This is a genomic window from Pseudomonas koreensis (assembly GCF_036668835.1).
In the GTDB taxonomy this organism is placed as follows: domain Bacteria; phylum Pseudomonadota; class Gammaproteobacteria; order Pseudomonadales; family Pseudomonadaceae; genus Aquipseudomonas; species Aquipseudomonas koreensis_I.
The window spans coordinates 555960-576000 of sequence record NZ_JAZEVW010000002.1; the positions used below are offsets into that span (position 1 = coordinate 555960).

Below are 20041 nucleotides of genomic sequence, written 5' to 3' on the forward strand. Positions count from 1 at the left end.
CCTCATGACCGCGCTCAGCGACCTCAACGCCCTGCAAGCCAGCATCGCCGAAGCGGTGCTCGGTCAGGATCAAGTCATCCGGCAGATCCTGCTCGGCCTTTTGGCTAACGGCCATTTGCTGCTGGAAAGCCTGCCCGGCCTGGCCAAGACCCGCACGGTCAAAGCACTCGCCAGACACCTCGACGCGAAAATGAGCCGCATCCAGTTCACCCCGGATTTGCTGCCCTCGGACATCACCGGCGCCGAGGTGCTGCATCAGGTCGAGGGCAAAAACGAAATCCGTTTTCAGCCCGGCCCGCTGTTCGGCAACCTGATTCTCGCCGACGAGATCAACCGCGCCCCGGCCAAGGTCCAGGCAGCGCTGCTCGAAGCCATGGAGGAACGGCAGATCACCGTGGCCGGCAACAGCCATGCGCTGCCGGAACTGTTCATCGTGGTGGCGACGCAAAACCCGATCGAGCAGGAAGGCACCTACCCGCTGCCGGAAGCGCAGATGGACCGTTTCCTGATGAAGGTGCTGCTCGATTATCCGAGCGCCGAAAACGAAAGTCAGGTGCTGCGATTGCTGCGTAACGAAGAGTTCGCCCAAGGCGCGAGTACCGCGCCAGCCAAGGGTTTCAATCTCGCTCAGGAAGTGATTTTCGCGGCGCGCAAGGAAGTCAGCGCCGTGCATGTCTCGCCGGCCATCGACAGCTACCTGATCGACCTGATCAACGCGACCCGCTATCCCGCCGATTACGACGAAGACCTCGCACGCTGGATCGCCATCGGCGCCAGCCCGCGCGGCGGTATCGGTCTGGACCGTTGCGCGCGCGCCGATGCGTGGTTGCAGGGGCAGGATTTCGTCTCCCCGGACAACGTGCGCGCGGTGGTGCATCCGGTGCTGCGTCATCGTCTGCAACTGAGTTACGACGCTGTCGCCGATGGCGTCAGCGCCGATCAGGTGCTGGACCGGATTCTCGACAAAGTCGCGATTCCGGCATGAACACCGACGGGCTGGTCTACGTGTCTCTTGCGCAATTGATGGCGCTGGAGTTCAAGGCCCGTGACCTGAGTTTTCTTGCTCGTCAGCCACGCGGCAGCATTCTTGCCGGCAATCATGCCTCGCGGCTGCGCGGGCGTGGTTTGAATTTCGATGAGCTGCGCCGCTATCAGCCCGGCGATGACTTGCGTCACCTCGACTGGCGCGCCTCCTTGCGCACCGGTAAACCGGTGGTGCGTACCTTCACCGAGGAGCGCGACCGCCCGGCGCTGATTGTGGTCGACCAACGCATGTCGATGTTCTTCGGCTCGCAGCGCAGCTTCAAATCCGCCCTCGCCGCCGAACTGGCGGCACTGGCAGCGTGGATGGTGTTCAATGCCGGCGATCGGGTCGGCGGGCTGGTGTTCAACGATCAGCGCATCGACAGCATCGCGCCGTTGCGCAGCCGCAAACGGGTGGAGGCGTTGCTCAGCCGCATCGCCGAACACAACCAAGCGCTGAACGCGAGCAACCCCGACGCCGAAGACGAAGCGCAACTGGACACCGCCCTGCAACGCTGCCTTGCACTGGCCGGGCATGATCATCTGATCTGCATCGTCAGCGACTTCGCCGGTGCTGGCCCGCGCACCCTGCAACTGCTGCGGCAATTGGCGGCGCATAACGATGTGATCGCCTTGCAGGTCTACGATCCGCTGGCGCTGAAGCTGCCGGACGATGGCCGACTGTTGGTCACTCAGGGCGAGTTGCAGGTCGAGCTGGCGGTCGACAAGCGCAACGTACGCCAGCCGTTGGGGGATTTTCTCAGCGGTCGCCTGCAAGACGTCGCGAGTCTGCTGCGCCGCAGTCAGGTGCCGCTGATGATGTTCAGCAGCGCCAAAACCGCGCACGAACAGTTGCGCGCCGAACTGGGCAAAAGCGCCGGAGCACGGCGGTGAACCCGAACATCCCCAGTATCGACCAGCTCAGGGAGCTGGGCTTGCCGGCGCCCGTCAGCTACGCGCCGCAGACGTGGGGCTGGTGGGTGCTGCTAGTGATTTTGATGCTCGCCGCATTGCTTGTCGGCTTGCGGCGTTATTGGCAATGGCGCAGAGACGCTTATCGACGCGAAGGCCTGGCGCGACTGGCGCAGCTGCGTGAGCGCAGTAATGATTTGAATGCCATGCGCGAACTGCCGGAACTGCTCAAGCGCGTGGCGCTGTCGATGCCCACACGATCGCAAAATTGGAACCCGATCCCTGTGGGAGTGAGCTTGCTCGCGAAGAGGCCGGCACATTCCAGAACTGCAGTGACTGACACAGCGCTTTCGCGAGCAGGCTCGCTCCCACAGGGTGTTGCGGCGCTCACACAGGACGACTGGCAAGCCTTCCTGCAACGCCACAGTAAAAAACCACTCCCCGCCGACTTCAGCTTCCAACTCGCGCAACTCGCCTACGCCCCCGACGACACCCTGCGCGGCCTGCCTGCACCGCAACGTCAGGCGCTCTTCGATATCTGCCGATACTGGGTGGAGCATCACCATGTGGCAGCTTGATTACCCATGGCTGTTGCTGCTGGCGCCGCTGCCGTGGCTGGCTTACCGCTACCTGCCCGCCTACAACGAAGCGCGCAGCGCCGTGCGCGTGCCGTTCTTTGCCGCGATGAGCCGCGCGGTCGGCGAAGCACCGGGAGCTGTCGGCAGCCGCCGCAATCACTCGCAACTGCTGCTCAACCTGTTGGTCTGGGCGCTGATCCTGCTCGCCGCCGCGCGCCCGGTATTTGTCGAAAAGCCTCTGGAACGGCAACAACCGGTGCGCGACCTGATGCTCGCGATCGACCTCTCGCAGTCGATGGAAACCGAAGATTTCACCAATGCCAACGGCGAGAAAATCAATCGCCTTGCAGCAGTCAAAGACGTCGTGCAAGGCTTCATCGACAAGCGCAAGGATGATCGCCTCGGCCTGATCGTGTTCGGCAGCGGCGCTTATCCGCAGGCGCCGCTGACCCTCGATCACGCCAGTTTGTCACTGCTGCTCGCCGACACTGGCATCGGCATGGCCGGCCCCAACACGGCGATTGGCGATGCCATTGGTTTGAGTCTCAAGTTGCTGGATCAGGCCCACGAACAGGAGAAAGTGCTGATCCTGCTCACTGACGGCAATGACACCAGCAGCGCGATCACCCCGGACCACGCGGCACAAATGGCCGCAAGCAAAGGCGTGATCATCCATACCATCGGCATTGGCGACCCGAGCGCATCCGGCGAGGCCAAGGTCAATCTGCCAGCGCTGGAGCAAATCGCCCAGAGCACCGGTGGTCAGTTCTTCCGCGCCGAAGACCGCAACGCGCTGAATCAGGTCTACGACACCCTCGATCGTCTCACGCCGCATCAGGTGAAAACCCTCAGCCATCAGCCGCAGCGCGAGCTGTTTTACTGGCCGTTGGCGGCCGCGCTGCTGATCCTGGCGCTGTATCACCTCGGCGCCCTGCTGCGGGTTCGGCTGGCCTTCGCTCGTCAGCGCGAGGAGGCCTGAGATGGAGATCAACCTCAGCGATCTGCATTTCCTGCGCCCGGCATGGCTGCTGCTCGCATTGTTTGCAGGTTTTTTGCCGCTGCTCTGGCGCCGCGGCCGCGACTTGCAACGGCGGTTGCGCGGACAGATCGCCGAACACCTGCTGGCGCATTTGTTGGTCACGCCTGTAGATCACCAGCGCCTGCGCCCGGTGCATGGGCTCTGCGCGTTGTTGATCCTCGGCGCGCTCGCCGCCGCCGGGCCGACCTGGGAACAGGACCGCCCGGACTTTCTGGAAAACCGCGCACCGCTGATCATCGCCGTGGATCTGTCGCCGTCGATGGACGCCAGTGATGTGCAGCCAACCCGGCTGGAGGCGGTTAAACACAAGCTGCACGATCTGATCCTGCGCCGCGCCGGTGCGCGTACCGCACTCATTGCCTACGCCGGAAGTGCGCATCTGGTGTTGCCGGCGACCGATGATCCGGCGTTGCTCGATACGTTCATCCAGGCTCTGAGCACGGGATTGATCGAAAAACCGGGCAAAGACGTTGGCGCCGTGATCGATCAGGCGAAACGCTTGCTCGACGCGGAAAAAACACCCGGCACCCTGCTGCTGCTCACCGATGGCGCCGACACCGCGACACTCGACGGGCTTGATCAGCGTTTGCACGGTAGCGCCTTGCAGGTGCTGGTACTGGCGGTCGGCAGTGTTGACGGCGGCGTCATTCAGGGCGCCAACGGCCAACCGCGCAGCGATGGCAACGGGCGCCCGGTGCTGGGCAGCTTCGATCAGGCCGCGCTCAAACAACTGGCGTCTGCGGTTGATGCACCGCTGGGCAGCCTGACCCTCAACAACGACGATCTGGACTGGATCGAATTGCACGCGCAACGGCACTTTCAGACCAGCAGCGCCGAGCAGCGCGAATTGCACTGGAAGGACACTGGCTACTGGCTGTGCTGGCCGCTGTTGTTGCTGGCACTGTTCAACGTGCGCAAGGGCTGGAGCGTCAACTGGCTGCCGGCGATGTTGCTGGCTGCAGGGTTGGGCTGGCCAGCAGCGCCGGTGCAGGCCAACGCATTGACCGACGCGTTTTTCACCCACGATCAGCAGGGCCGCTGGGCCTTCGAACACGATCATCTGCCGCAAGCGGCGGCGTTGTTTATCGACCCATACTGGAAAGGCATTGCGGCGTATCGCGCCGCCGATTACGACCTCGCACTGGCGACCTTTGCGCGACTGGGCACACCGCAGGCGTATTTCTATCTGGGCAATATCTACGTGCGCCGCTTCAAGTTCGATCAGGCCATCGCCGCGTATACCCAGGCCTTGAAACTGCAACCGCAGTTCCCCGAAGCCACGGCCAATCTGGCCCTCGCGCAGGCGCTGCTGAAAGATACCGAAAGCGCCGAGCAGAATGCGCCAGAAACCAAACCCGACGAAGTGAAATTCGACAAGGCACCGGGCAAGGGCCAGAGCAAAGCGATCAAGACTGAACAAGCGGCGTCCGATGCGCTGTGGCTGCAAAACCTGACCACCTCGCCGGCGAAGTTCTTGCGACAGAAATTCAGGTTGCAGGATCAGCAGGAGGCCGGGCCATGAACCGAGTCGCGGCCATCGCCAGCAGGCTGGCTCCCACACTGGATCTCCATTCACCGCAATCTCACTGTGGGAGCCAGCCTGCTGGCGATAGCGGCCGTCGGATCGCTATGACTTTACCGATCTTGCTGATGAGCTGCCTGTTCACACTTCAGGCTTTGGCCGCCGAGCCCCAACTCAAAGTACAGGCCCATCTGCAACCCGCTGAAGGCGCAATGGTCGGTGGCCTGGTCGAACTGCAACTCGACGTCCTCACCGACACCTGGTTCACCAGCGCTGCCACCCTGCCCGATCTCAAGCTCGACGGTGCCTTGGTCACGCCTCCGGGCGGTGAGGCGCAGCATCTCAATCAGACCTTTGACGGCGTGGCCTTCAGTGGCCTGCGCTACCGCTATCTGATCACGCCGAACGTTGCACAAACCTTCGCTATTCCGGCGCTGACCGTGCGCGCCACGCCCGGCCAGGCCAGTGCTGAACTCAGCGCACAAAGCCAGCCGGTACAGTTCAACGCTACTCGGCCGCCAGGCTTTGCCGAGGGTGAAGCGCCGCTGGTAGCGACGGCGCTGCGCTTCACGCAAGAAATCGTCCATTCGGCCACGCCGCTGAAAGTCGGCGACAGCATCAACCGGCGGTTGACCCTGCAAGCGGACGGCGCGTTGGCGATGAGCCTGCCGATTCCTCAACCTGGCGATGTCAGTGGGCTGAGTCGCTATGTGCAAACCCCACAAGTCAGCACCATGGACGACGGTCGCGGCAATATCCTCGGTGGTCAACGCATCGACAGCGTCAGCTACCGTGTCGATCAGGCCGGTTCGTACACATTGCCGGCGATCGAGATGAAATGGTGGGACGCTACGGCGAAACAACTGCGCAGCGCACAAGTCCCGGCGGTCACCTTCGAGGCAGTGGCGAACAGCGCTCATCAACCGGTATTTTCAATCACCGAAGACCTCAAGCAACTGGGTCGCGATCAACTGCGTTTATCCACCCGCTGGTTGCTCTGGCTGAGCGCATTGGTCGCGGTGATCAGCGCCGTTTATCTGCTGCGCCCTGGGTTCACCCGCGCCTGGCAACGCTGGCAGGCACGCAGACACGCCAGGCAGATGGCGTGGCTGCAATCCCCCGCGTTCGCCTGGCAACAAATCGATGGCCAGCTGCAAGCCCGCCCGGCGCAATTGAGCGCCCTGTATCTGTGGCTGCGGCGCAGTCGCCTGGGGCTGAAACTGGTCGAGGCCGGGCCGCGTTTACAAGGACTCTTACGCGGACTTTACGGACGTCAACCGACCACTGAGCAAACACTTGTTCAACTGCGCCAATCCTTGACTACGCTTCAAAGTCAGGCCGAACAGCAGCAGGTAAAAAGGGCCTCGGCGCTACGTCCGCTCAACCCCGTTCACGAGAAGGATTTCCCATGACGAACCCGATGCTGTACCGCCAACGTTTCGGACTCGCCTTGCTGCTTGCACTGGCCCTGCCGTTGCTGGCCCAGGCCAGCGAGCCCCTGCCGTCGTGGCAGGAAGGGCCGGCGAAAAAAAGCATCATCGAATTTGTCCAGGCCGTGACCGACCAGAGCAGCAAGGACTTCGTCAAACCGGCCGACCGGATCGCCGTGTTCGACAACGACGGCACCTTGTGGAGTGAGCAGCCCGCCTACTTCGAACTGCTGTTTGCCTTCGATGAAATCAAGCGCACCGCGGCGCAGCATCCGGAATGGAAAACTACCCAACCGTTCAAAGCGGTACTGGAAAGCGATCACAAAGCGCTGGCCGCAACCGGCATGGAAGGCGTGCTGAAAATCGTCGGCGCCACCCACACCGGGATGACCACCGAGGCCTTCGATGACTACGCGAAAACCTGGCTCAGCCAGGCGCGCCATCCGAAGACCGGCAAGCCGTACACCGAAATGATCTTCCAGCCGATGCTCGAGATGCTCGATTACCTGCGCAAGCAGGACTTCAAGACCTACATCGTTTCCGGCGGCGACACTGGCTTCATGCGCGCGTTTGCCGAGAAGGTCTACGGCATCCCGCCCGAGCAAGTGATCGGCACGACCTTCATCACCTCGTTTCAGTACAAGGACGGCAAGGCCTCGATCCTGCGCACGCCGAAACTGGCGCACAACGACGACGGCCCCGGCAAGCCGGAAAGCATCGACGCGGTCATCGGAAAACGCCCGATCCTGGCCTTCGGCAATTCCGACGGCGACCTGCAGATGTTGCAGTGGACCGCTGCCGGGCCGGGCAAACGATTCATGGGGCTGGTGCATCACACCGACGCCAAACGCGAATGGGCCTATGACCGCCAATCCAGTATTGGCCGGCTCGACCTGGCCCTCGACGAAGCGAAATCCCGCGGCTGGACCGTGGTCGACATGGCTGCCGAATGGCGGCGTATCTACCCGTTCGAACCGCTGGCCACCGAGCAGGTGCAATAAGAGAAAGCGTGCTGCAGGACTGCAATAAACGTTTGTCGCAAAAACAACCACCCCCGCGAAAGGAGCAAGTCATATGACTCGCATACGCAAGTGGCTACCGAAGCTCGCCCTGATGGCGGCTTCGGTGATGGCGTTGTCGGCAACCGCCACAGCGGCTGAAAAACCCAACATTCTGGTGATCTTCGGCGATGACATCGGCCAGACCAATATCAGCGCCTATTCCATGGGCGTGGTCGGCTACAAGACCCCCAACATCGACCGTATCGCCAAAGAAGGCATGATCTTCACCGACTACTATGCGGAAAACAGCTGCACGGCCGGGCGATCCTCGTTCATTACCGGGCAGACGCCGCTGCGCACCGGCCTGTCGAAAGTCGGCATGCCCGGCGTGCCGGTCGGCTTGCAGGCCCGCGATGTGACCATTGCCCAGGCGCTCAAAGCCCAAGGCTATGCCACCGGCCAGTTCGGCAAGAACCACCTGGGCGATAAAGACGAATACCTGCCGACCAATCACGGCTTCGACGAGTTCTTCGGCAACCTCTATCACCTCAACGCCGAAGAGGAGCCGGAGCGCCCGTACTGGCCCAAGGATGACGCCGAGTTTGTCAAGGCAGCCTCGCCGCGCGGCGTGATCCACAGCTTTGCCGATGGCAAGATCGAAGACACCGGCGCGCTGAACAAAAAACGCATGGAGACCATCGACGACGAAACCACCGCGGCCGCGCAGGCCTTCATCGAGAAACAGGCGAAGGCGGACAAGCCGTTCTTTGTCTGGATGAACACCACACGCATGCACGCGTTCACCCACGTTCGCGAATCAATGCGTGGCCAGAGCGGGATGATCGGCAACGATTACGCCGACGGCATGCTCGAGCATGACGGCGACGTCGGCAAGCTGCTCAAAACCCTTGATGACCTGAAGCTCACCGACAACACCATCGTGGTCTACACCACCGACAACGGCCCTAACCAATGGTCGTGGCCGGACGCGGCAACCACGCCGTTCCGTAACGAGAAGAACTCCAACTGGGAAGGCGCCTACCGGGTTCCGGCGATGATTCGCTGGCCGGGCAAAGTCAAACCGGGTGAAGTGTCGACGCAGATGGTCTCGGGCCTCGACTGGTTCCCGACCTTGCTCGCGGCGGTAGGCGATACCGACATCAAGGACCGGTTGCTCAAGGGCACGGACCTGGGCGGGAAAAACTACAAGGTGCATCTGGACGGGTTTAACCAGCTGGATTACCTGACCGGCAAAACCGACAAGAGCGCACGCAGCGAGTTCTACTACTTCAACGATGATGGCGAGCTGGTCGGCATGCGCTACAACGACTGGAAGATCGTGTTCTGCGAGCAACGTGCTCCCGGTGGTTTGCAGGTGTGGAGCGAACCGTTCGTGTGCCTGCGCGTGCCGAAAATGTTCAACCTGCGCATGGACCCGTATGAACGTGCCGACGTCGTGTCGGACCAGTATTACGACTTCCTCACCAAAAACGATTATCTGATCTTTGACGGTACCCGGCGCTCGGCGAAGTTCCTCCAGACCTTTGTCGATTATCCGCCGAGCCAGCGCCCGGCGAGTTTCAGCATCGATCAGATCCGTGCGGACGTAGACCGGCGCATCGAGGAGAAAATGAAAAAAGCCCAGTAAACGCTGCATCGCCGCCCGCCCTCGTCGGCGGGCGGCCCTCTTTATTGATCTGCAACCGTGTCGGCCCAATCGCTGGCAGGCCAGCTCCCACAAGGGATTCGTGACCTATGGGAGTCCAGTGTGGGAGCTAGCCTGCTAGCGATGACGCCCGTGCAGTTGCTGATTTCTGAAATAAGGTCCCCGCAATGTCCACACGTATCGCCAGCAAGCCATCGGCCATACCCGCCTCGCCCAGCGCCTCGGTGACCCTGCGCATCCCCGCCATTCTGCTGTGCATCTCCGGTGCCGCCGCGCTGGTTTATCAAGTGCTGTGGATCAAGCAGTTGTCGCTGGTGGTCGGGGTCGAGGTGTATGCGATCACCACGGGCATCAGCGCCTCTTTTGCTGGGCTGGCCATCGGCGGCTGGCTGTTCGGGCGCTGGGCCGACCGCGTGGCGCAACCGTTGTTGCTGTATGCCGGGCTGGAAGTGCTGGTGGCGATCCTGGCGGTCGGCACGACTGTCGCCATGGGTGTTGCGGCGAGTGCGTTTGCCTGGCTGCAGACCTGGGTCGGCGTGTTCGCCTGGCTGTTGCCGTTCACCCTGGTTGGCATTCCCGCCGTGCTGATGGGCGGCACCTTGCCGGTGCTGGTGCGCGCACTGGCCCACGATCCGGGCAAGGCTGGCGGCCAGCTGTACGCGGCAAACACACTGGGTGCGATCGTCGGTACCTTGCTCGCCGCGTTTGTGCTGATCGCCAGTCTCGGCGTACGCGGCAGTGCCTTGTTTGCGGCAATGCTCAACCTGCTCGCGGCGGCCGGCGCATTGTGGTTCGCCCGCCAGCATCCAGCCGCTGTGCCAGCCGTCATCAAACATCACGCTGAAAAAGCTCCGGACCACACCGCGCTGTGGCTGTACTCCGTCGCCGGTGGCGTGGCGCTCGGTTATGAAGTGGTGTGGTCACAATCGATCGTGCAGTTCATGAGCACACGCACCTATTCCTTCGCCGTGGTGCTGGCGACCTATCTGGCCGGATTATTCATCGGCAGCGCCCTACTCGCCCGCCGCGTCGAGCGCATCCGCGATCCGTGGGGCGTGTTCGGCCTGTTGATTGCCGGCGCCGGGCTGGTCGCGCTGCTGGAAATCGCCCTGCTCGGGCGCTGGCTGGTGCTGGCACAGAGTCAGGCAGAAACCTGGTTGTTGAGCATGCGGGTTAGCGAACTGGCCGGAATGAGTGCGCGCTTTGCCGTGGCGGCGCTGAGTATCGTGTTTGTGCCGACCCTGTTGCTGGGCGCTGCGTTTCCGTTGGCGTTGCGTTTGAGTGTCGGCCAGCAGCGCGTCGGCCGGGACGTCGGCGCGGTGGTGGCGTTCAATACGCTGGGCGGGATTATCGGCGTGATGCTCTGCGGTTTTCTGCTGATCCCTTGGCTGGGTCTGGTGCGCACCTTGGGCCTGCTGGCGATTATCGCCGCAGGCATCGGTTACATCGCCGTGCGCAAAGGGCATCACGTCAAGAAAGGCCGGCGTCAGGCCGTGGTGGCATTGGGACTGGTGACGGTGGCCGTGGCGCTGTTGACCCCGGTCGACAAACTCGCCAGCCTGCTGCCCGGTGCACGCAATGGCACCCTGGCGTTCTATGAAGAAGGCCGTGGCGGCACCGTCGCAGTCGTCGCTCAAGGTCGCGGCGCGAACACCTTCCACCGTTTGTACATTCAAGGCGTATCCAACACCGGCGATGCCATGCCGTCGCTGCGCTACATGCGCATTCAGGCACTGCTGCCGCTGCTGATCCACAACGGCGAACCGCGTTCGACCCTGGTGATCGGTTTCGGCACCGGCATTACCGCCGGCGCCCTGCTGCGCTATCCGGGCCTGCAACACCGGGTAGTTGCCGAGCTGTTACCTGCCGTGGTCAAAGCCGCGCCGCTGTTCAAAGGCAACTTCAACGCCGCCAGCGACCCCGGCGTGGATGTGCGCTTGCGCGACGGCCGCCAGGAACTGCTGCGCAGCGCGCAGACCTACGACCTGATCACCCTCGAACCGCCACCGCCGTCAGCCGCCGGAGTGGTCAACCTGTATTCGCGCGACTTCTACCAACTGGCCGCCAGCCGCCTGCAAAACCAGGGCATCGTTGCGCAATGGCTGCCGCTGCCGACGCAGAACATCGACGACTCGCGCTCATTGGTACGCAGCTTCCTCGATGTGTTCCCCTACGCCTCATTGTGGACCAGCGAATTCCACGAAATGCTGCTGGTCGGTTCGCGGCAACCCATGACCCTGGACGCGGCAAAAATCAGCGCACGTTTCCAGCAGGACAGCGTGCGCAGCACCTTGCAGGATGTCGGCATCGGCTCCGCCGCCGCCCTGCTCGCCACCTGGGTCACCGACCGCGCCGGCCTCGAACGCTTCGCCGCCGACGCCCCGGCCGTGACCGACGATCAACCCCGCATCGAATACGCACCGTGGGTGCGCAGCCAGGAAATCACCCGCGTGCTACCGGCCTTGCTCGACCTGTACCAACCGCCGCCACTGGTGAATGCTGATGGCGGATTCACCGAACGCATGCAAGCGCACCGCCAGCGCCTGATGCAATTTTATCGGGCGAGCCTGCACGCTTATGACGGTGATCGCGACGCCTGGGCGCGGGACATTCGCGAGGTCATGCAGGGGGATGGCGGGAATCCTTATTTTCGCTGGTTTGTCGGGCAGTGATGCGGCGCCTGTTGGATCGCCATCGCGAGCAGGCTGGCTCCCACAGATTTCGCGGTGAAGGCAAGGCTTGGGGCTACAGAAAACTCACTTTGGGAGCCAACCTGCTGGCGGTCGCGGTGGTTCAGGCTAAAGCTTGAAATAGTCGAAAGTCAAAAGCCCCTCATCGGAACGCCGCCCGCCTAGCCCTCTCCCGGAGGGAGAGGGGACTGACTGTGGTGTTTGGAAGAGTTACGCCGACTTGAGATACCGAGTCGAATGCAAGTCTCGAAGCCAACCAAAATCGGCTCCCTCTCCCTCGGGAGAGGGCTGGGCGGGCGGCGTTCCGATGAGGGGCGAATCCACCGAAGATCTCAAACCATGCGGCGCTTCTAACCACTCAACAATGAGCGTTAGCTCGAGTGCCCTTGATCTTGCTTTTGACTCACCGGCGACGTCGGAAGGCTGAGCGTAGGGATTGATCCGGGCGTGGGAGCGCAGCGACCGTACGACGAAGTCGTACACAGCGGAAGGAGGTGCAGCGCAGCAAACCGTAGCCGCTGCGCCCGGATCGATCCCGCAGCGAAGGGACCCGAGCTTGCGAGGGCCGAACGTAGGAGCAAGCGTTTTTTGCTTACTTTTTTTGGCGTTTGAAAAAAAGTAAGTCGCCGTCAGGCGAAACCGCCAGCCGCAACACCCGAAGCAACGGATATGTACCCAAATCAAAAATCAGCACCCAGCAGATAATCCCAGGGATAAATCCCCCGCTGATGCCCATCACTGAACACCAACTGCACCCCATACCCCTGACCATTCACCTCAACCAGACGCACACGATCATCGACCAGCGGCGTAACCCCCTGCAGGCGCAACGCACGACATTGCGAACACGGACACTGCCGCCGCAGTTGAGCATGCCCCAACACCGACTCACGCCCATCCGGCCAGCTCAACCTCAAGGTCCGCTCACGCTGCGAATTGACCACCGCCAAAGGACTCATTGCAACTGACTCAAGGCAATGCGCACCGCCTTGCGCACTTCCGGATCGCCGTCATCCTGCGCCGCCTGCAAAGCCGCCACAGCGCCACGATCATTCAACTCACCCAAGGCCAGCGCCGCCTCCTTGCGCAGGTTGCTGATGCGATGACCGAGCGTATCGATCAACGCCTCCAGCGCCGGCACAAAACGCAAACGACCCAGGCTGCGAGTGGCGCGCAGACGCACTTGCCAATAGTCATCGCTCAACGCCTCGACCAGCGCCGGGCCGGCGTCGCCATGGCCGACCTTGCCCAACGTCGTCGCTGCTTCTTCGCGCACCTGCCAGGCACTGTCCTGCAAGGCCTGGCGCAAGGCTGGCAACACGTCGGCACTGGAGGCCAAACCCAGCGCTCCGGTAGCCGCACGGCGCACTTCGGTGTCCGGATCGTCGCTGGCCAAACGCGCCAACGCCGGCAGCGCGTCGAGTTGCTTGAGCCAACCCAGCACGCCGACCGCTTCGCGACGCACATTGGCGTCGGCATCGTTCAGCGCCGCGACGGCAGCGGGCGCCGCGTCGGCAAAACGCAACTCACGCAGGGCACGAAACGCGGCGATGCGCACGTTGACATCGGCATGAACCGTCCACGGCAGAATCACCCGCCCCGCCGCTTCAGACTTGAGCAAGCTCAGGCTTTGCGCGGCAGCCGCTTGCACGGCCAGCGATGGATCGGTCAGCGCCTCGCACAGCGCCTGCACGACCGGTTCATCCTCCCAGGCCTCAAGCAATCGCGCAGCTTCGGCACGCACGTCTTCGGCTGGATCGTGGCCAAGTCGATCGACCAGCCAGAGCAAGCCATCCGGTTCTTCAAGATCCGCCAGCTCGATCAGGGCGATGCGCCGCACGCCAGGGTCATCAGCGGTCAGGCGCGGTTGCAGAGCAAGGATTTCATCGATATCGGTCACTGCAAATATAGAGGTCATAGGGCAAATCGCGGCAAAGGGTTTTCAGGAGGCAAGCCGAGCGGGTTGAGGCGCGGCAGCGGTCGGTCGGTGTCGTGGCGCAGCAGGTCGAGGCAATGGCGTTTGAGGCGGGCGAACTCGGCGCTGGTGACCAGATCGCTGGTGCGCGGTCGAGAAAAATCCAGACGTAGATCTTCGATGATCCGCCCCGGGCGTGCGCTCATCACCAGCAAGCGGTCGGCGAGAAACAGGGCTTCGTCGATGTCGTGGGTGACGAACACGACGGTGGTCCGGATGCGCGTCCAGATATCCAGCAGCAGCTCTTGCATGTTCAGGCGGGTCAGCGCATCCAGCGCACCGAACGGCTCGTCCATCAGCAACAGCCGCGGACGATTGACCAGCACCCGAGCGATTTCCACCCGTTGCTGCATGCCGCCGGACAACTGATCGGGCCAGCGCTCGGCAAATCCGTCGAGCCCCACCAGTTTGAGAATGTCATCGGCCGCGCCATGCCGCTCGGCCTTGCCCATGCCACGCATCTTCAAACCGAAGGCAACGTTGTCGCGCACCGTGCGCCACGGAAACAGCGTGTGATGCTGGAACACCATGCCGCGCTGCGGCGACGGTCCGGACACCGCCGCGCCGTCGACTTGCAGGCTGCCGGTGCTGGCGCTCAAGTGCCCGGCCAAGGCTCCGAGCAGGGTCGATTTGCCGCAACCGGACGGGCCGAGAATGCACACGAACTGGCCGGGTTCGATCTGGCAATCGAGATCCTGCACCGCCTCAAAGGCTTCGCGGCCTTCACCGAGCACGATCGACAACTGGCGAATGTCGATCCGCCCTTCCGGGTTTTGCATCACGCTCATCAGGCTTTCCCTCGTGGTCGATGCCAAGGCGTGAACAAGCCGCCCAAGCGTTTGATCAGCCAACTGCTGCCCATGCCCAGCACGCCGATCAGCAGCATGCCGACGATAATGTCGGCGTAGTTCTGAATGGTGTAGGACTCCCACGTGTAGTAACCGATGCCGAACTGGCCGGAGATCATTTCCGCCGTGACCAGACAGAACCACGACGTGCCCATGCCGATGGCCAAGCCAGTAATGATGCTCGGCGCGGCGCCGGGCAGAATCACTTCGAGCAAAATTGCCCGACGCCCTGCCCCGAGGCTTTTCGCCGAAGCGATCAGCCGTGGGTCGACGCCTTCGACGCCGTGCACGGTGTTGAGCAGGATCGGAAACAGCGCGCCGGTGAAGGTGATGAAGACCATCGACAGTTCCGAGGACGGAAACATCAGGATCGCTAGCGGAATCCACGCCACGGCGGGAATCGGACGCAGGACTTCCAAGGGTGGCAGCAACACGTCTTCGGCCCATTTCGAGCGACCGATGGCCAGGCCCAAGGCGATGCCGATGACCAGTGCAGCGAGGTAACCGGCGAACACGCGGCTGAGGCTGGCGGTCAGGTGCTGCCAGAGCTTGCTGGAGTCACCGAGGCCCAAAGCTGCCTCAACCACGGCCAACGGCGTGGGCACGTTGGCGAACGTGACCAGGCCGAGGTTCCAGTGGTGACTGGCGGCGAGTTGCCAGAACAGCAGGCAGAGCAGCAGTGAGGCGGCTCTTGATATCCAGCGTGTGGGTGTTTTCATGGAGCGGGTTTCCAATTCTGGATATGTGTTGTGGCTGAGATATACCCCCTCACCCCAGCCCTCTCCCCCAGGGGGCGAGGGGGAAAGGGAGCCGATCTCCATGTTTTTCAAAACTGAGTTCGGCTCGATAGCGAGCGGCCCCGCGGTCAGTCCCCTCTCCCTCCGGGAGAGGGCTAGGGTGAGGGGCTCTTGATCTTTAGCGTGCAGCAACGACCTGCGCCGTGGCATCGTTAAAGTCAAACACCTTGCCCCCCTGCACCGAAGCAAATGCCTGCGCCTGCCCCTTGAGCAGAAATGCGCTCAAACGCCCTTTGGCATCACTGGCAAACCAAGCTTGCTCGGCCAGCAACTTGATCCCGCTGTCGCTCGCCTGCGCATACACCGCACGAATATTCTTGCCTTCCTGCTTCAACGCCGCCAACGCACCAAATGCCGATTCAGCCGAGCCATAACGGCGCACCTTGGCTTCACCGCGCACCCAGATTTCCGCGACATGACTGACGTCGGTGATCGCTTTGCCAGTTGCCGCATCCACACCGGTCAACGGCGTTGGCGCGTAATTAGCCAGTTGCGCTGTGTAGTCGAGATTCGACGCCTTGAACGCCGCGCGAATGTATTGGTCGTCGATGAAGCCGTTGAGATCGAGCCCGCGATCGGCTTTTTTCAGCAGCTTGAGCGTGTCGATGGCGGTGCCGACGGCCTGGCGATATTCGGGCTTCCAGCTCAGGTCGCGGGTCTGCACGCCGAGCGGGCCGTGGAACAGGTACGCGACTTCGGCATCGACCCCGGTGACCTTGGCGATCAGCTCGCTGTATTTCTCAGGTTCGGTGGCGAGCAGTCGATTGGCCTCGAGACTCGCCCGCAGATACGCGACGACGACCTCCGGGTATTTCTTCGCGTAGGCCTGATCCACCAGCGCACCATGAAATGTCGGCGCGTTGGCCTGAGAGCCGTCGTAGATCTTGCGAGCGAAACCGCGGCTGGGGAACAGTTCGGCGAACGGCACGAAATCGGCGTGCGCATCGATCTTGCCGGCCTGCAACGCCGAGCCGGCGACTTCCGGTGGCTGGGCGATGATGTTGACGTCCTTGAGCGGATCCCAGCCCTGCGCCGCCACCGCGCGCAACAACATGCCGTGGGCCGTCGAGGCGAAGGGCACGGAAATGGTCTTGCCCTTGAGCTCGGCCAGCGACTGCACCGTGGACGCGCTCGGCACGACGATGCCGTTGCCGCTGCCCTTGATGCTCCCCGACAGCACACTGATGAACAGGCTGTGCTTGCCCGCGGTTTCAAACGCCACACCGTTGAACGCACCGGGGAAATCGGCCATGGCGCCGAAGTCGAGTTTGCCGGCGACCATCTCGTTGGTCAGCGGTGCGCCGCTGGTAAAGTTCTTCCACTGCACCTCGTATTTGGCGTCTTGGTAGGCGCCGTCGTGGGGCAGGTATTTATCGAGCAGACCCAGCTCACGAATCAACAAACCGCCGGCGGCGCAGTTGATGGTGGTGTCCTGGGTACCGATGGCGATGCGGATGGTTTCGGCCGATGCCGATACGGTGAACGAAGCCAGTAGCAGACCGGCGATTGCTGCACGCAACATGGGTGTTTCCCCTCGAATCGTTTATTGGATGTTCGTCTCCGCCGCGATCAGGGCGCGGTGGGAAACGAGGGGTGTCGGTAAATCGAGCGTCCGGGGTTTGCGGATGGCTTGGCGTTGTCACAATTGAAATGTGGGAGCGAGCCTGCTCGCGAAGGCAGCGTGCCAGTCACCCATATTTCGGAATGAAAAACCGTATTCGCGAGCAGGCTCGCTCCCACAGTGGATCCGTGTTCAACGCAGGAGATAGGGGATGTCGACCTTGACGGCGCCGGTCGGGCAATCCTTCTCGCACGGCATGCAATACCAGCATTCATCGAACGCCATGTAAGCCTTTTGCGTGGCCGGGTTGATCGCCAGCAAGTCCATCGGGCACACATCGACACACACGGTGCAGCCCTTTTCGGCGATGCATTTGTCCTCGTCCACAGTGACGGGAGCGTTGGAGCGGAAGAAGATTTCCTGAGCTTGGTAGGCCATGGTTCGGATTCTCTTGTTTAGTGGTGCATCAAGCGGCGAAGGCGCCCACGCGCAAGCGGTCATAGGCCTGCATTTCTTCAGCATCGAGCGGGATGATGTAAGGCTCTACGGCTCTCTTGAAACTGGTCATCTGGCCGTCCTCGCCCTTCTTCAGGTGGCAATGGCAGAACCACTCACTGTCGTTGCGCTGCGGGTGATCGACGCGGTAGTGGTACAAGCCCCAGCGGCTTTCGGCGCGGAACAACGAAGCGCGTGCGGCCATTTCGGCGCAGTCGCGAATGACGCTGGTTTCCATCGCGCGCATCAGTTCGTGAGCGTTGTTGGCTTTCATCTGCTCGAGATCGCGCTCGATGTCGCTGAAGCGTTGCAGGCCGATCTGCATCTTCTTCGTCACTTTCGGCGGTTGCAGGTAGTCGTTGACGAAGCGCCGCAGTTTGTATTCGACCTGCGCCGGTGGCAGGCCGTGTTCGCGATCCAGTGGTGCATAGACCCGGGCTTTTTCCTTGGCGATCTGCTCGGCATCCAGCGCCGAGAATTCGCGCCCGGCGACAAACTCTGCCGCGTTGTGCCCGGCAAACCAGCCGTAAGTGAAGGCGCCGAGCATGTAGTTGTGCGGCACGGCGGCCATATCACCTGCGGAGTACAGGCCTTTCACCGAGGTCTCCGCGCGTTCGTTGACCCATACGCCGGACGCCGAGTGACCGCTGCAAAAGCCGATTTCGGAGATGTGCATCTCGACCATTTGCGTGCGGTAGTCAGTGCCGCGATTGGCGTGAAACTGGCCTCGACTCGGGCGCTCGTTGCTGTGCAGGATCTCCTCGATGTTCTGGATGGTTTCCTCGGCCAGGTGATCGAGTTTGAGGAACACCGGGCCATTGCCACTTTCCAGTTCCTGGTGAAACTCCCACATCATCTGCCCGCTCCAGTAGTCGCACTCGATGAAGCGCTCGCCCTTGTTGTTGGCGGTGTAGCCGCCCAGGGGACCGGTAACGTAGGCGCAGGCCGGGCCGTTGTAATCCTTGATCAACGGGTTGATCTGGAAGCACTCGAGGTTGGCCAGTTCGGCGCCGGCGTGATACGCCATCGCGTAGCCGTCGCCGGCATTGGTCGGGTTCTCATAGGTGCCCATCAGGTAGCCCGACGACGGCAGACCGAGGCGCCCCGCCGCACCGCACGCGAGGATCACCGCTTTGGCCTTGATCACATGGAAATCGGCGGTCCGGCAATCGAAGCCCATCACGCCATTGACGGCGCCCTCTTCGTCGGTCAGCAAACGCGTGCAGACCAGGCGATTGGTGATGCTCACTCGCGCGCGTTTCAACTGCCGATACAGGACTTTCTTGATGTCGTGCCCTTCCGGCATCGGCAGCACGTACGCGCCCATGTGGTGGACCTTTTTCACCGCGTAATCGCCGGTTTCGTCCTTCTCGAATTTCACGCCCCAGCGGTCGAGCTGTGAGAGGGTTTCGAAACTGTGCGTTGCATAGGCATACACCGCCGCCTGATTGACGATGCCGTCGTTGGCGATGGTGATTTCCTTGGTGTACTGCTCCGGCGTCGAGTGGCCGGGAATGATCGCGTTGTTCAGGCCGTCCATGCCCATGCTGATCGCGCCACTGCGTTTGACGTTGGCCTTGTCGACCAGCAGAACGCGCAAGTCGCGGTTCTGCTCTTTGGCCTTGATCGCTGCCATCGGTCCGGCGGTACCGCCGCCAATCACGACGATGTCATATTCCTGTTCGAGCACGTTGCGGGTCATGCCTGCTCCCCTTTTTGCCGATCGATTCGCAGGCGGTACTGGAAGGCATCGCCACGGTAATAAAGATGTTCGAAGTCCAGCGGCTGACCTTGGGCATCGTGGGTCAGACGCTCGATGCGCATGATCGGCGAACCGGCCTCGACGTTGAGCGCCTGGGTCAGGTCGCTGTCGGCCAGCACCGCATCGATGGCCAGATCGGCATGACCGAGGGCGATGCCGCAGTCGTTTTCGAGGATCAGGAAGATGTCGCGGGTGACCAGATCAGCCTTCTCCAGGCGCTCGCCCAGCGCTTTGGGCAGGTAGGTGATTTCCAGCGAGATCGGCTCGCGATTGATCAGGCGCACGCGTTTGATCTGCGCCACGGTCTCGCCCTCCGCCACCTGCAAACGCTCGGCGACGCGCTTGTCCGCGGCAATGAATTTGAAACTGCGCAGGCGGTTGATTACCTCGTAACCGCGGCCGGTCATCGACTCGGCAAGGCCTTGCAGGCTGCTGACGTTTTGAAAGGTTTTCGGCTTGGCAACGAAAGTGCCTTTGCCATGGATCTTGAAGATCAGCCCTTCCTTCTGCAGATCGCCGAGTGCCTGGCGCACGGTGATGCGGCTGACTTTGAACAGTGCACCGAGTTCGCTTTCGGAAGGCATCTGGCTGTCTTGCGGGTATTCGCCGTCGAGAATCCGCGCGCGCAGCACATCGCGCAACTGGGTGTGCAGCGGGACGCTGCCAAGGGAGAGAACATTATCGGTCATCTTCGGATCACTTGTCATAACGAGTTATGGGGTGATCTTAGAGTTGTTATGAC

17 protein-coding genes are annotated in these 20041 nt (G+C 62.1%); 9 read left to right on the forward strand and 8 right to left on the reverse strand.

The genetic code is table 11. The features are described 5' to 3' along the window. Positions 1–4 precede the first annotated feature (4 nt). The 9 genes from V6F91_RS07480 to V6F91_RS07520 all read left to right on the forward strand — a co-directional run bounded on the left by V6F91_RS07480 (position 5) and on the right by V6F91_RS07520 (position 11843). Positions 5–985 (forward strand): MoxR family ATPase, encoded by a 981-nt coding sequence (locus V6F91_RS07480; protein WP_332763261.1) that lies wholly within the window; start codon positions 5–7, stop codon positions 983–985. Further along, positions 982–1917, forward strand: coding sequence for a DUF58 domain-containing protein (locus V6F91_RS07485; RefSeq protein WP_332763262.1), 936 nt, complete (start codon positions 982–984; stop codon positions 1915–1917). The genes V6F91_RS07480 and V6F91_RS07485 overlap by 4 nt, the downstream gene beginning before the upstream one ends. Further along, entirely contained in the window at positions 1914–2513 is a 600-nt protein-coding gene (locus V6F91_RS07490) for a DUF4381 domain-containing protein (RefSeq protein WP_332763263.1), read from the forward strand. Before V6F91_RS07485 ends, V6F91_RS07490 begins: the two co-directional genes overlap by 4 nt. Beyond that, the gene (locus V6F91_RS07495) at positions 2500–3492 is read left to right on the forward strand and encodes a VWA domain-containing protein (RefSeq protein WP_332763264.1); all 993 of its coding nucleotides are present in this window, start codon (positions 2500–2502) and stop codon (positions 3490–3492) included. The genes V6F91_RS07490 and V6F91_RS07495 overlap by 14 nt, the downstream gene beginning before the upstream one ends. Before the next feature lies 1 nt (position 3493). Then, a complete protein-coding gene (locus V6F91_RS07500) occupies positions 3494–5074 on the forward strand; it encodes a VWA domain-containing protein (protein WP_332763265.1) in 1581 nt (526 codons plus the stop codon). 107 nt (positions 5075–5181) lie between these two features. Beyond that, entirely contained in the window at positions 5182–6486 is a 1305-nt protein-coding gene (locus V6F91_RS07505; RefSeq protein WP_332763266.1) for a hypothetical protein, read from the forward strand. Further along, positions 6483–7505 carry an HAD family hydrolase gene (locus V6F91_RS07510; protein WP_332763267.1) on the forward strand — a complete coding sequence of 341 codons (1023 nt, stop codon included), beginning with the start codon at positions 6483–6485 and terminating at the stop codon, positions 7503–7505. The genes V6F91_RS07505 and V6F91_RS07510 overlap by 4 nt, the downstream gene beginning before the upstream one ends. A gap of 73 nt (positions 7506–7578) precedes the next feature. Further along, positions 7579–9153 (forward strand): arylsulfatase, encoded by a 1575-nt coding sequence (locus V6F91_RS07515; protein ID WP_332763268.1) that lies wholly within the window; start codon positions 7579–7581, stop codon positions 9151–9153. Positions 9154–9338: 185 nt separating this feature from the next. Then, entirely contained in the window at positions 9339–11843 is a 2505-nt protein-coding gene (locus tag V6F91_RS07520; RefSeq protein WP_332763269.1) for a fused MFS/spermidine synthase, read from the forward strand. Positions 11844–12541: 698 nt separating this feature from the next. On the opposite strand, the gene V6F91_RS07525 is transcribed toward V6F91_RS07520, so the two are convergent. The 8 genes from V6F91_RS07525 to V6F91_RS07560 form a co-directional block, all read right to left on the reverse strand. Next, positions 12542–12820, reverse strand: a complete 279-nt coding sequence (locus V6F91_RS07525; RefSeq protein WP_332763270.1) for a DUF971 domain-containing protein — start codon at positions 12818–12820, stop codon at positions 12542–12544. Next, positions 12817–13779 carry a HEAT repeat domain-containing protein gene (locus tag V6F91_RS07530; protein ID WP_332763271.1) on the reverse strand — a complete coding sequence of 321 codons (963 nt, stop codon included), beginning with the start codon at positions 13777–13779 and terminating at the stop codon, positions 12817–12819. The genes V6F91_RS07525 and V6F91_RS07530 overlap by 4 nt, the downstream gene beginning before the upstream one ends. Next, on the reverse strand, positions 13776–14624 hold the full coding sequence (locus V6F91_RS07535) for an ABC transporter ATP-binding protein (RefSeq protein WP_332763272.1): 849 nt from the start codon (positions 14622–14624) through the stop codon (positions 13776–13778). The genes V6F91_RS07530 and V6F91_RS07535 overlap by 4 nt, the downstream gene beginning before the upstream one ends. Then, positions 14624–15403, reverse strand: a complete 780-nt coding sequence (locus V6F91_RS07540) for an ABC transporter permease (protein ID WP_332763273.1) — start codon at positions 15401–15403, stop codon at positions 14624–14626. The genes V6F91_RS07535 and V6F91_RS07540 overlap by 1 nt, the downstream gene beginning before the upstream one ends. Before the next feature lie 196 nt (positions 15404–15599). Continuing rightward, positions 15600–17003, reverse strand: a complete 1404-nt coding sequence (locus V6F91_RS07545) for an ABC transporter substrate-binding protein (protein WP_332763274.1) — start codon at positions 17001–17003, stop codon at positions 15600–15602. 231 nt (positions 17004–17234) lie between these two features. Then, positions 17235–17480, reverse strand: coding sequence for a 4Fe-4S dicluster domain-containing protein (locus tag V6F91_RS07550; protein WP_003225615.1), 246 nt, complete (start codon positions 17478–17480; stop codon positions 17235–17237). 28 nt (positions 17481–17508) lie between these two features. Further along, a complete protein-coding gene (locus V6F91_RS07555) occupies positions 17509–19239 on the reverse strand; it encodes a fumarate reductase/succinate dehydrogenase flavoprotein subunit (protein ID WP_332763275.1) in 1731 nt (576 codons plus the stop codon). Further along, positions 19236–19988 carry a GntR family transcriptional regulator gene (locus tag V6F91_RS07560; protein ID WP_332763276.1) on the reverse strand — a complete coding sequence of 251 codons (753 nt, stop codon included), beginning with the start codon at positions 19986–19988 and terminating at the stop codon, positions 19236–19238. Before V6F91_RS07560 ends, V6F91_RS07555 begins: the two co-directional genes overlap by 4 nt. Positions 19989–20041: the final 53 nt, after the last annotated feature.

Excerpts from the sequence above, each read along its gene's own strand:
- V6F91_RS07480 (WP_332763261.1), top strand. The coding sequence starts at position 5 with ATGACCGCGCTCAGCGACCTCAACGCCCTGCAAGCCAGCATCGCCGAA.
- V6F91_RS07485 (WP_332763262.1), top strand. The coding sequence starts at position 982 with ATGAACACCGACGGGCTGGTCTACGTGTCTCTTGCGCAATTGATGGCG.
- V6F91_RS07495 (WP_332763264.1), top strand. The coding sequence starts at position 2,500 with ATGTGGCAGCTTGATTACCCATGGCTGTTGCTGCTGGCGCCGCTGCCG.
- V6F91_RS07500 (WP_332763265.1), top strand. The coding sequence starts at position 3,494 with ATGGAGATCAACCTCAGCGATCTGCATTTCCTGCGCCCGGCATGGCTG.
- V6F91_RS07505 (WP_332763266.1), top strand. The coding sequence starts at position 5,182 with ATGACTTTACCGATCTTGCTGATGAGCTGCCTGTTCACACTTCAGGCT.
- V6F91_RS07510 (WP_332763267.1), top strand. The coding sequence starts at position 6,483 with ATGACGAACCCGATGCTGTACCGCCAACGTTTCGGACTCGCCTTGCTG.
- V6F91_RS07515 (WP_332763268.1), top strand. The coding sequence starts at position 7,579 with ATGACTCGCATACGCAAGTGGCTACCGAAGCTCGCCCTGATGGCGGCT.
- V6F91_RS07520 (WP_332763269.1), top strand. The coding sequence starts at position 9,339 with ATGTCCACACGTATCGCCAGCAAGCCATCGGCCATACCCGCCTCGCCC.
- V6F91_RS07525 (WP_332763270.1), bottom strand. The coding sequence starts at position 12,820 with ATGAGTCCTTTGGCGGTGGTCAATTCGCAGCGTGAGCGGACCTTGAGG.
- V6F91_RS07530 (WP_332763271.1), bottom strand. The coding sequence starts at position 13,779 with ATGACCTCTATATTTGCAGTGACCGATATCGATGAAATCCTTGCTCTG.
- V6F91_RS07535 (WP_332763272.1), bottom strand. The coding sequence starts at position 14,624 with ATGAGCGTGATGCAAAACCCGGAAGGGCGGATCGACATTCGCCAGTTG.
- V6F91_RS07540 (WP_332763273.1), bottom strand. The coding sequence starts at position 15,403 with ATGAAAACACCCACACGCTGGATATCAAGAGCCGCCTCACTGCTGCTC.
- V6F91_RS07545 (WP_332763274.1), bottom strand. The coding sequence starts at position 17,003 with ATGTTGCGTGCAGCAATCGCCGGTCTGCTACTGGCTTCGTTCACCGTA.
- V6F91_RS07550 (WP_003225615.1), bottom strand. The coding sequence starts at position 17,480 with ATGGCCTACCAAGCTCAGGAAATCTTCTTCCGCTCCAACGCTCCCGTC.
- V6F91_RS07555 (WP_332763275.1), bottom strand. The coding sequence starts at position 19,239 with ATGACCCGCAACGTGCTCGAACAGGAATATGACATCGTCGTGATTGGC.
- V6F91_RS07560 (WP_332763276.1), bottom strand. The coding sequence starts at position 19,988 with ATGACCGATAATGTTCTCTCCCTTGGCAGCGTCCCGCTGCACACCCAG.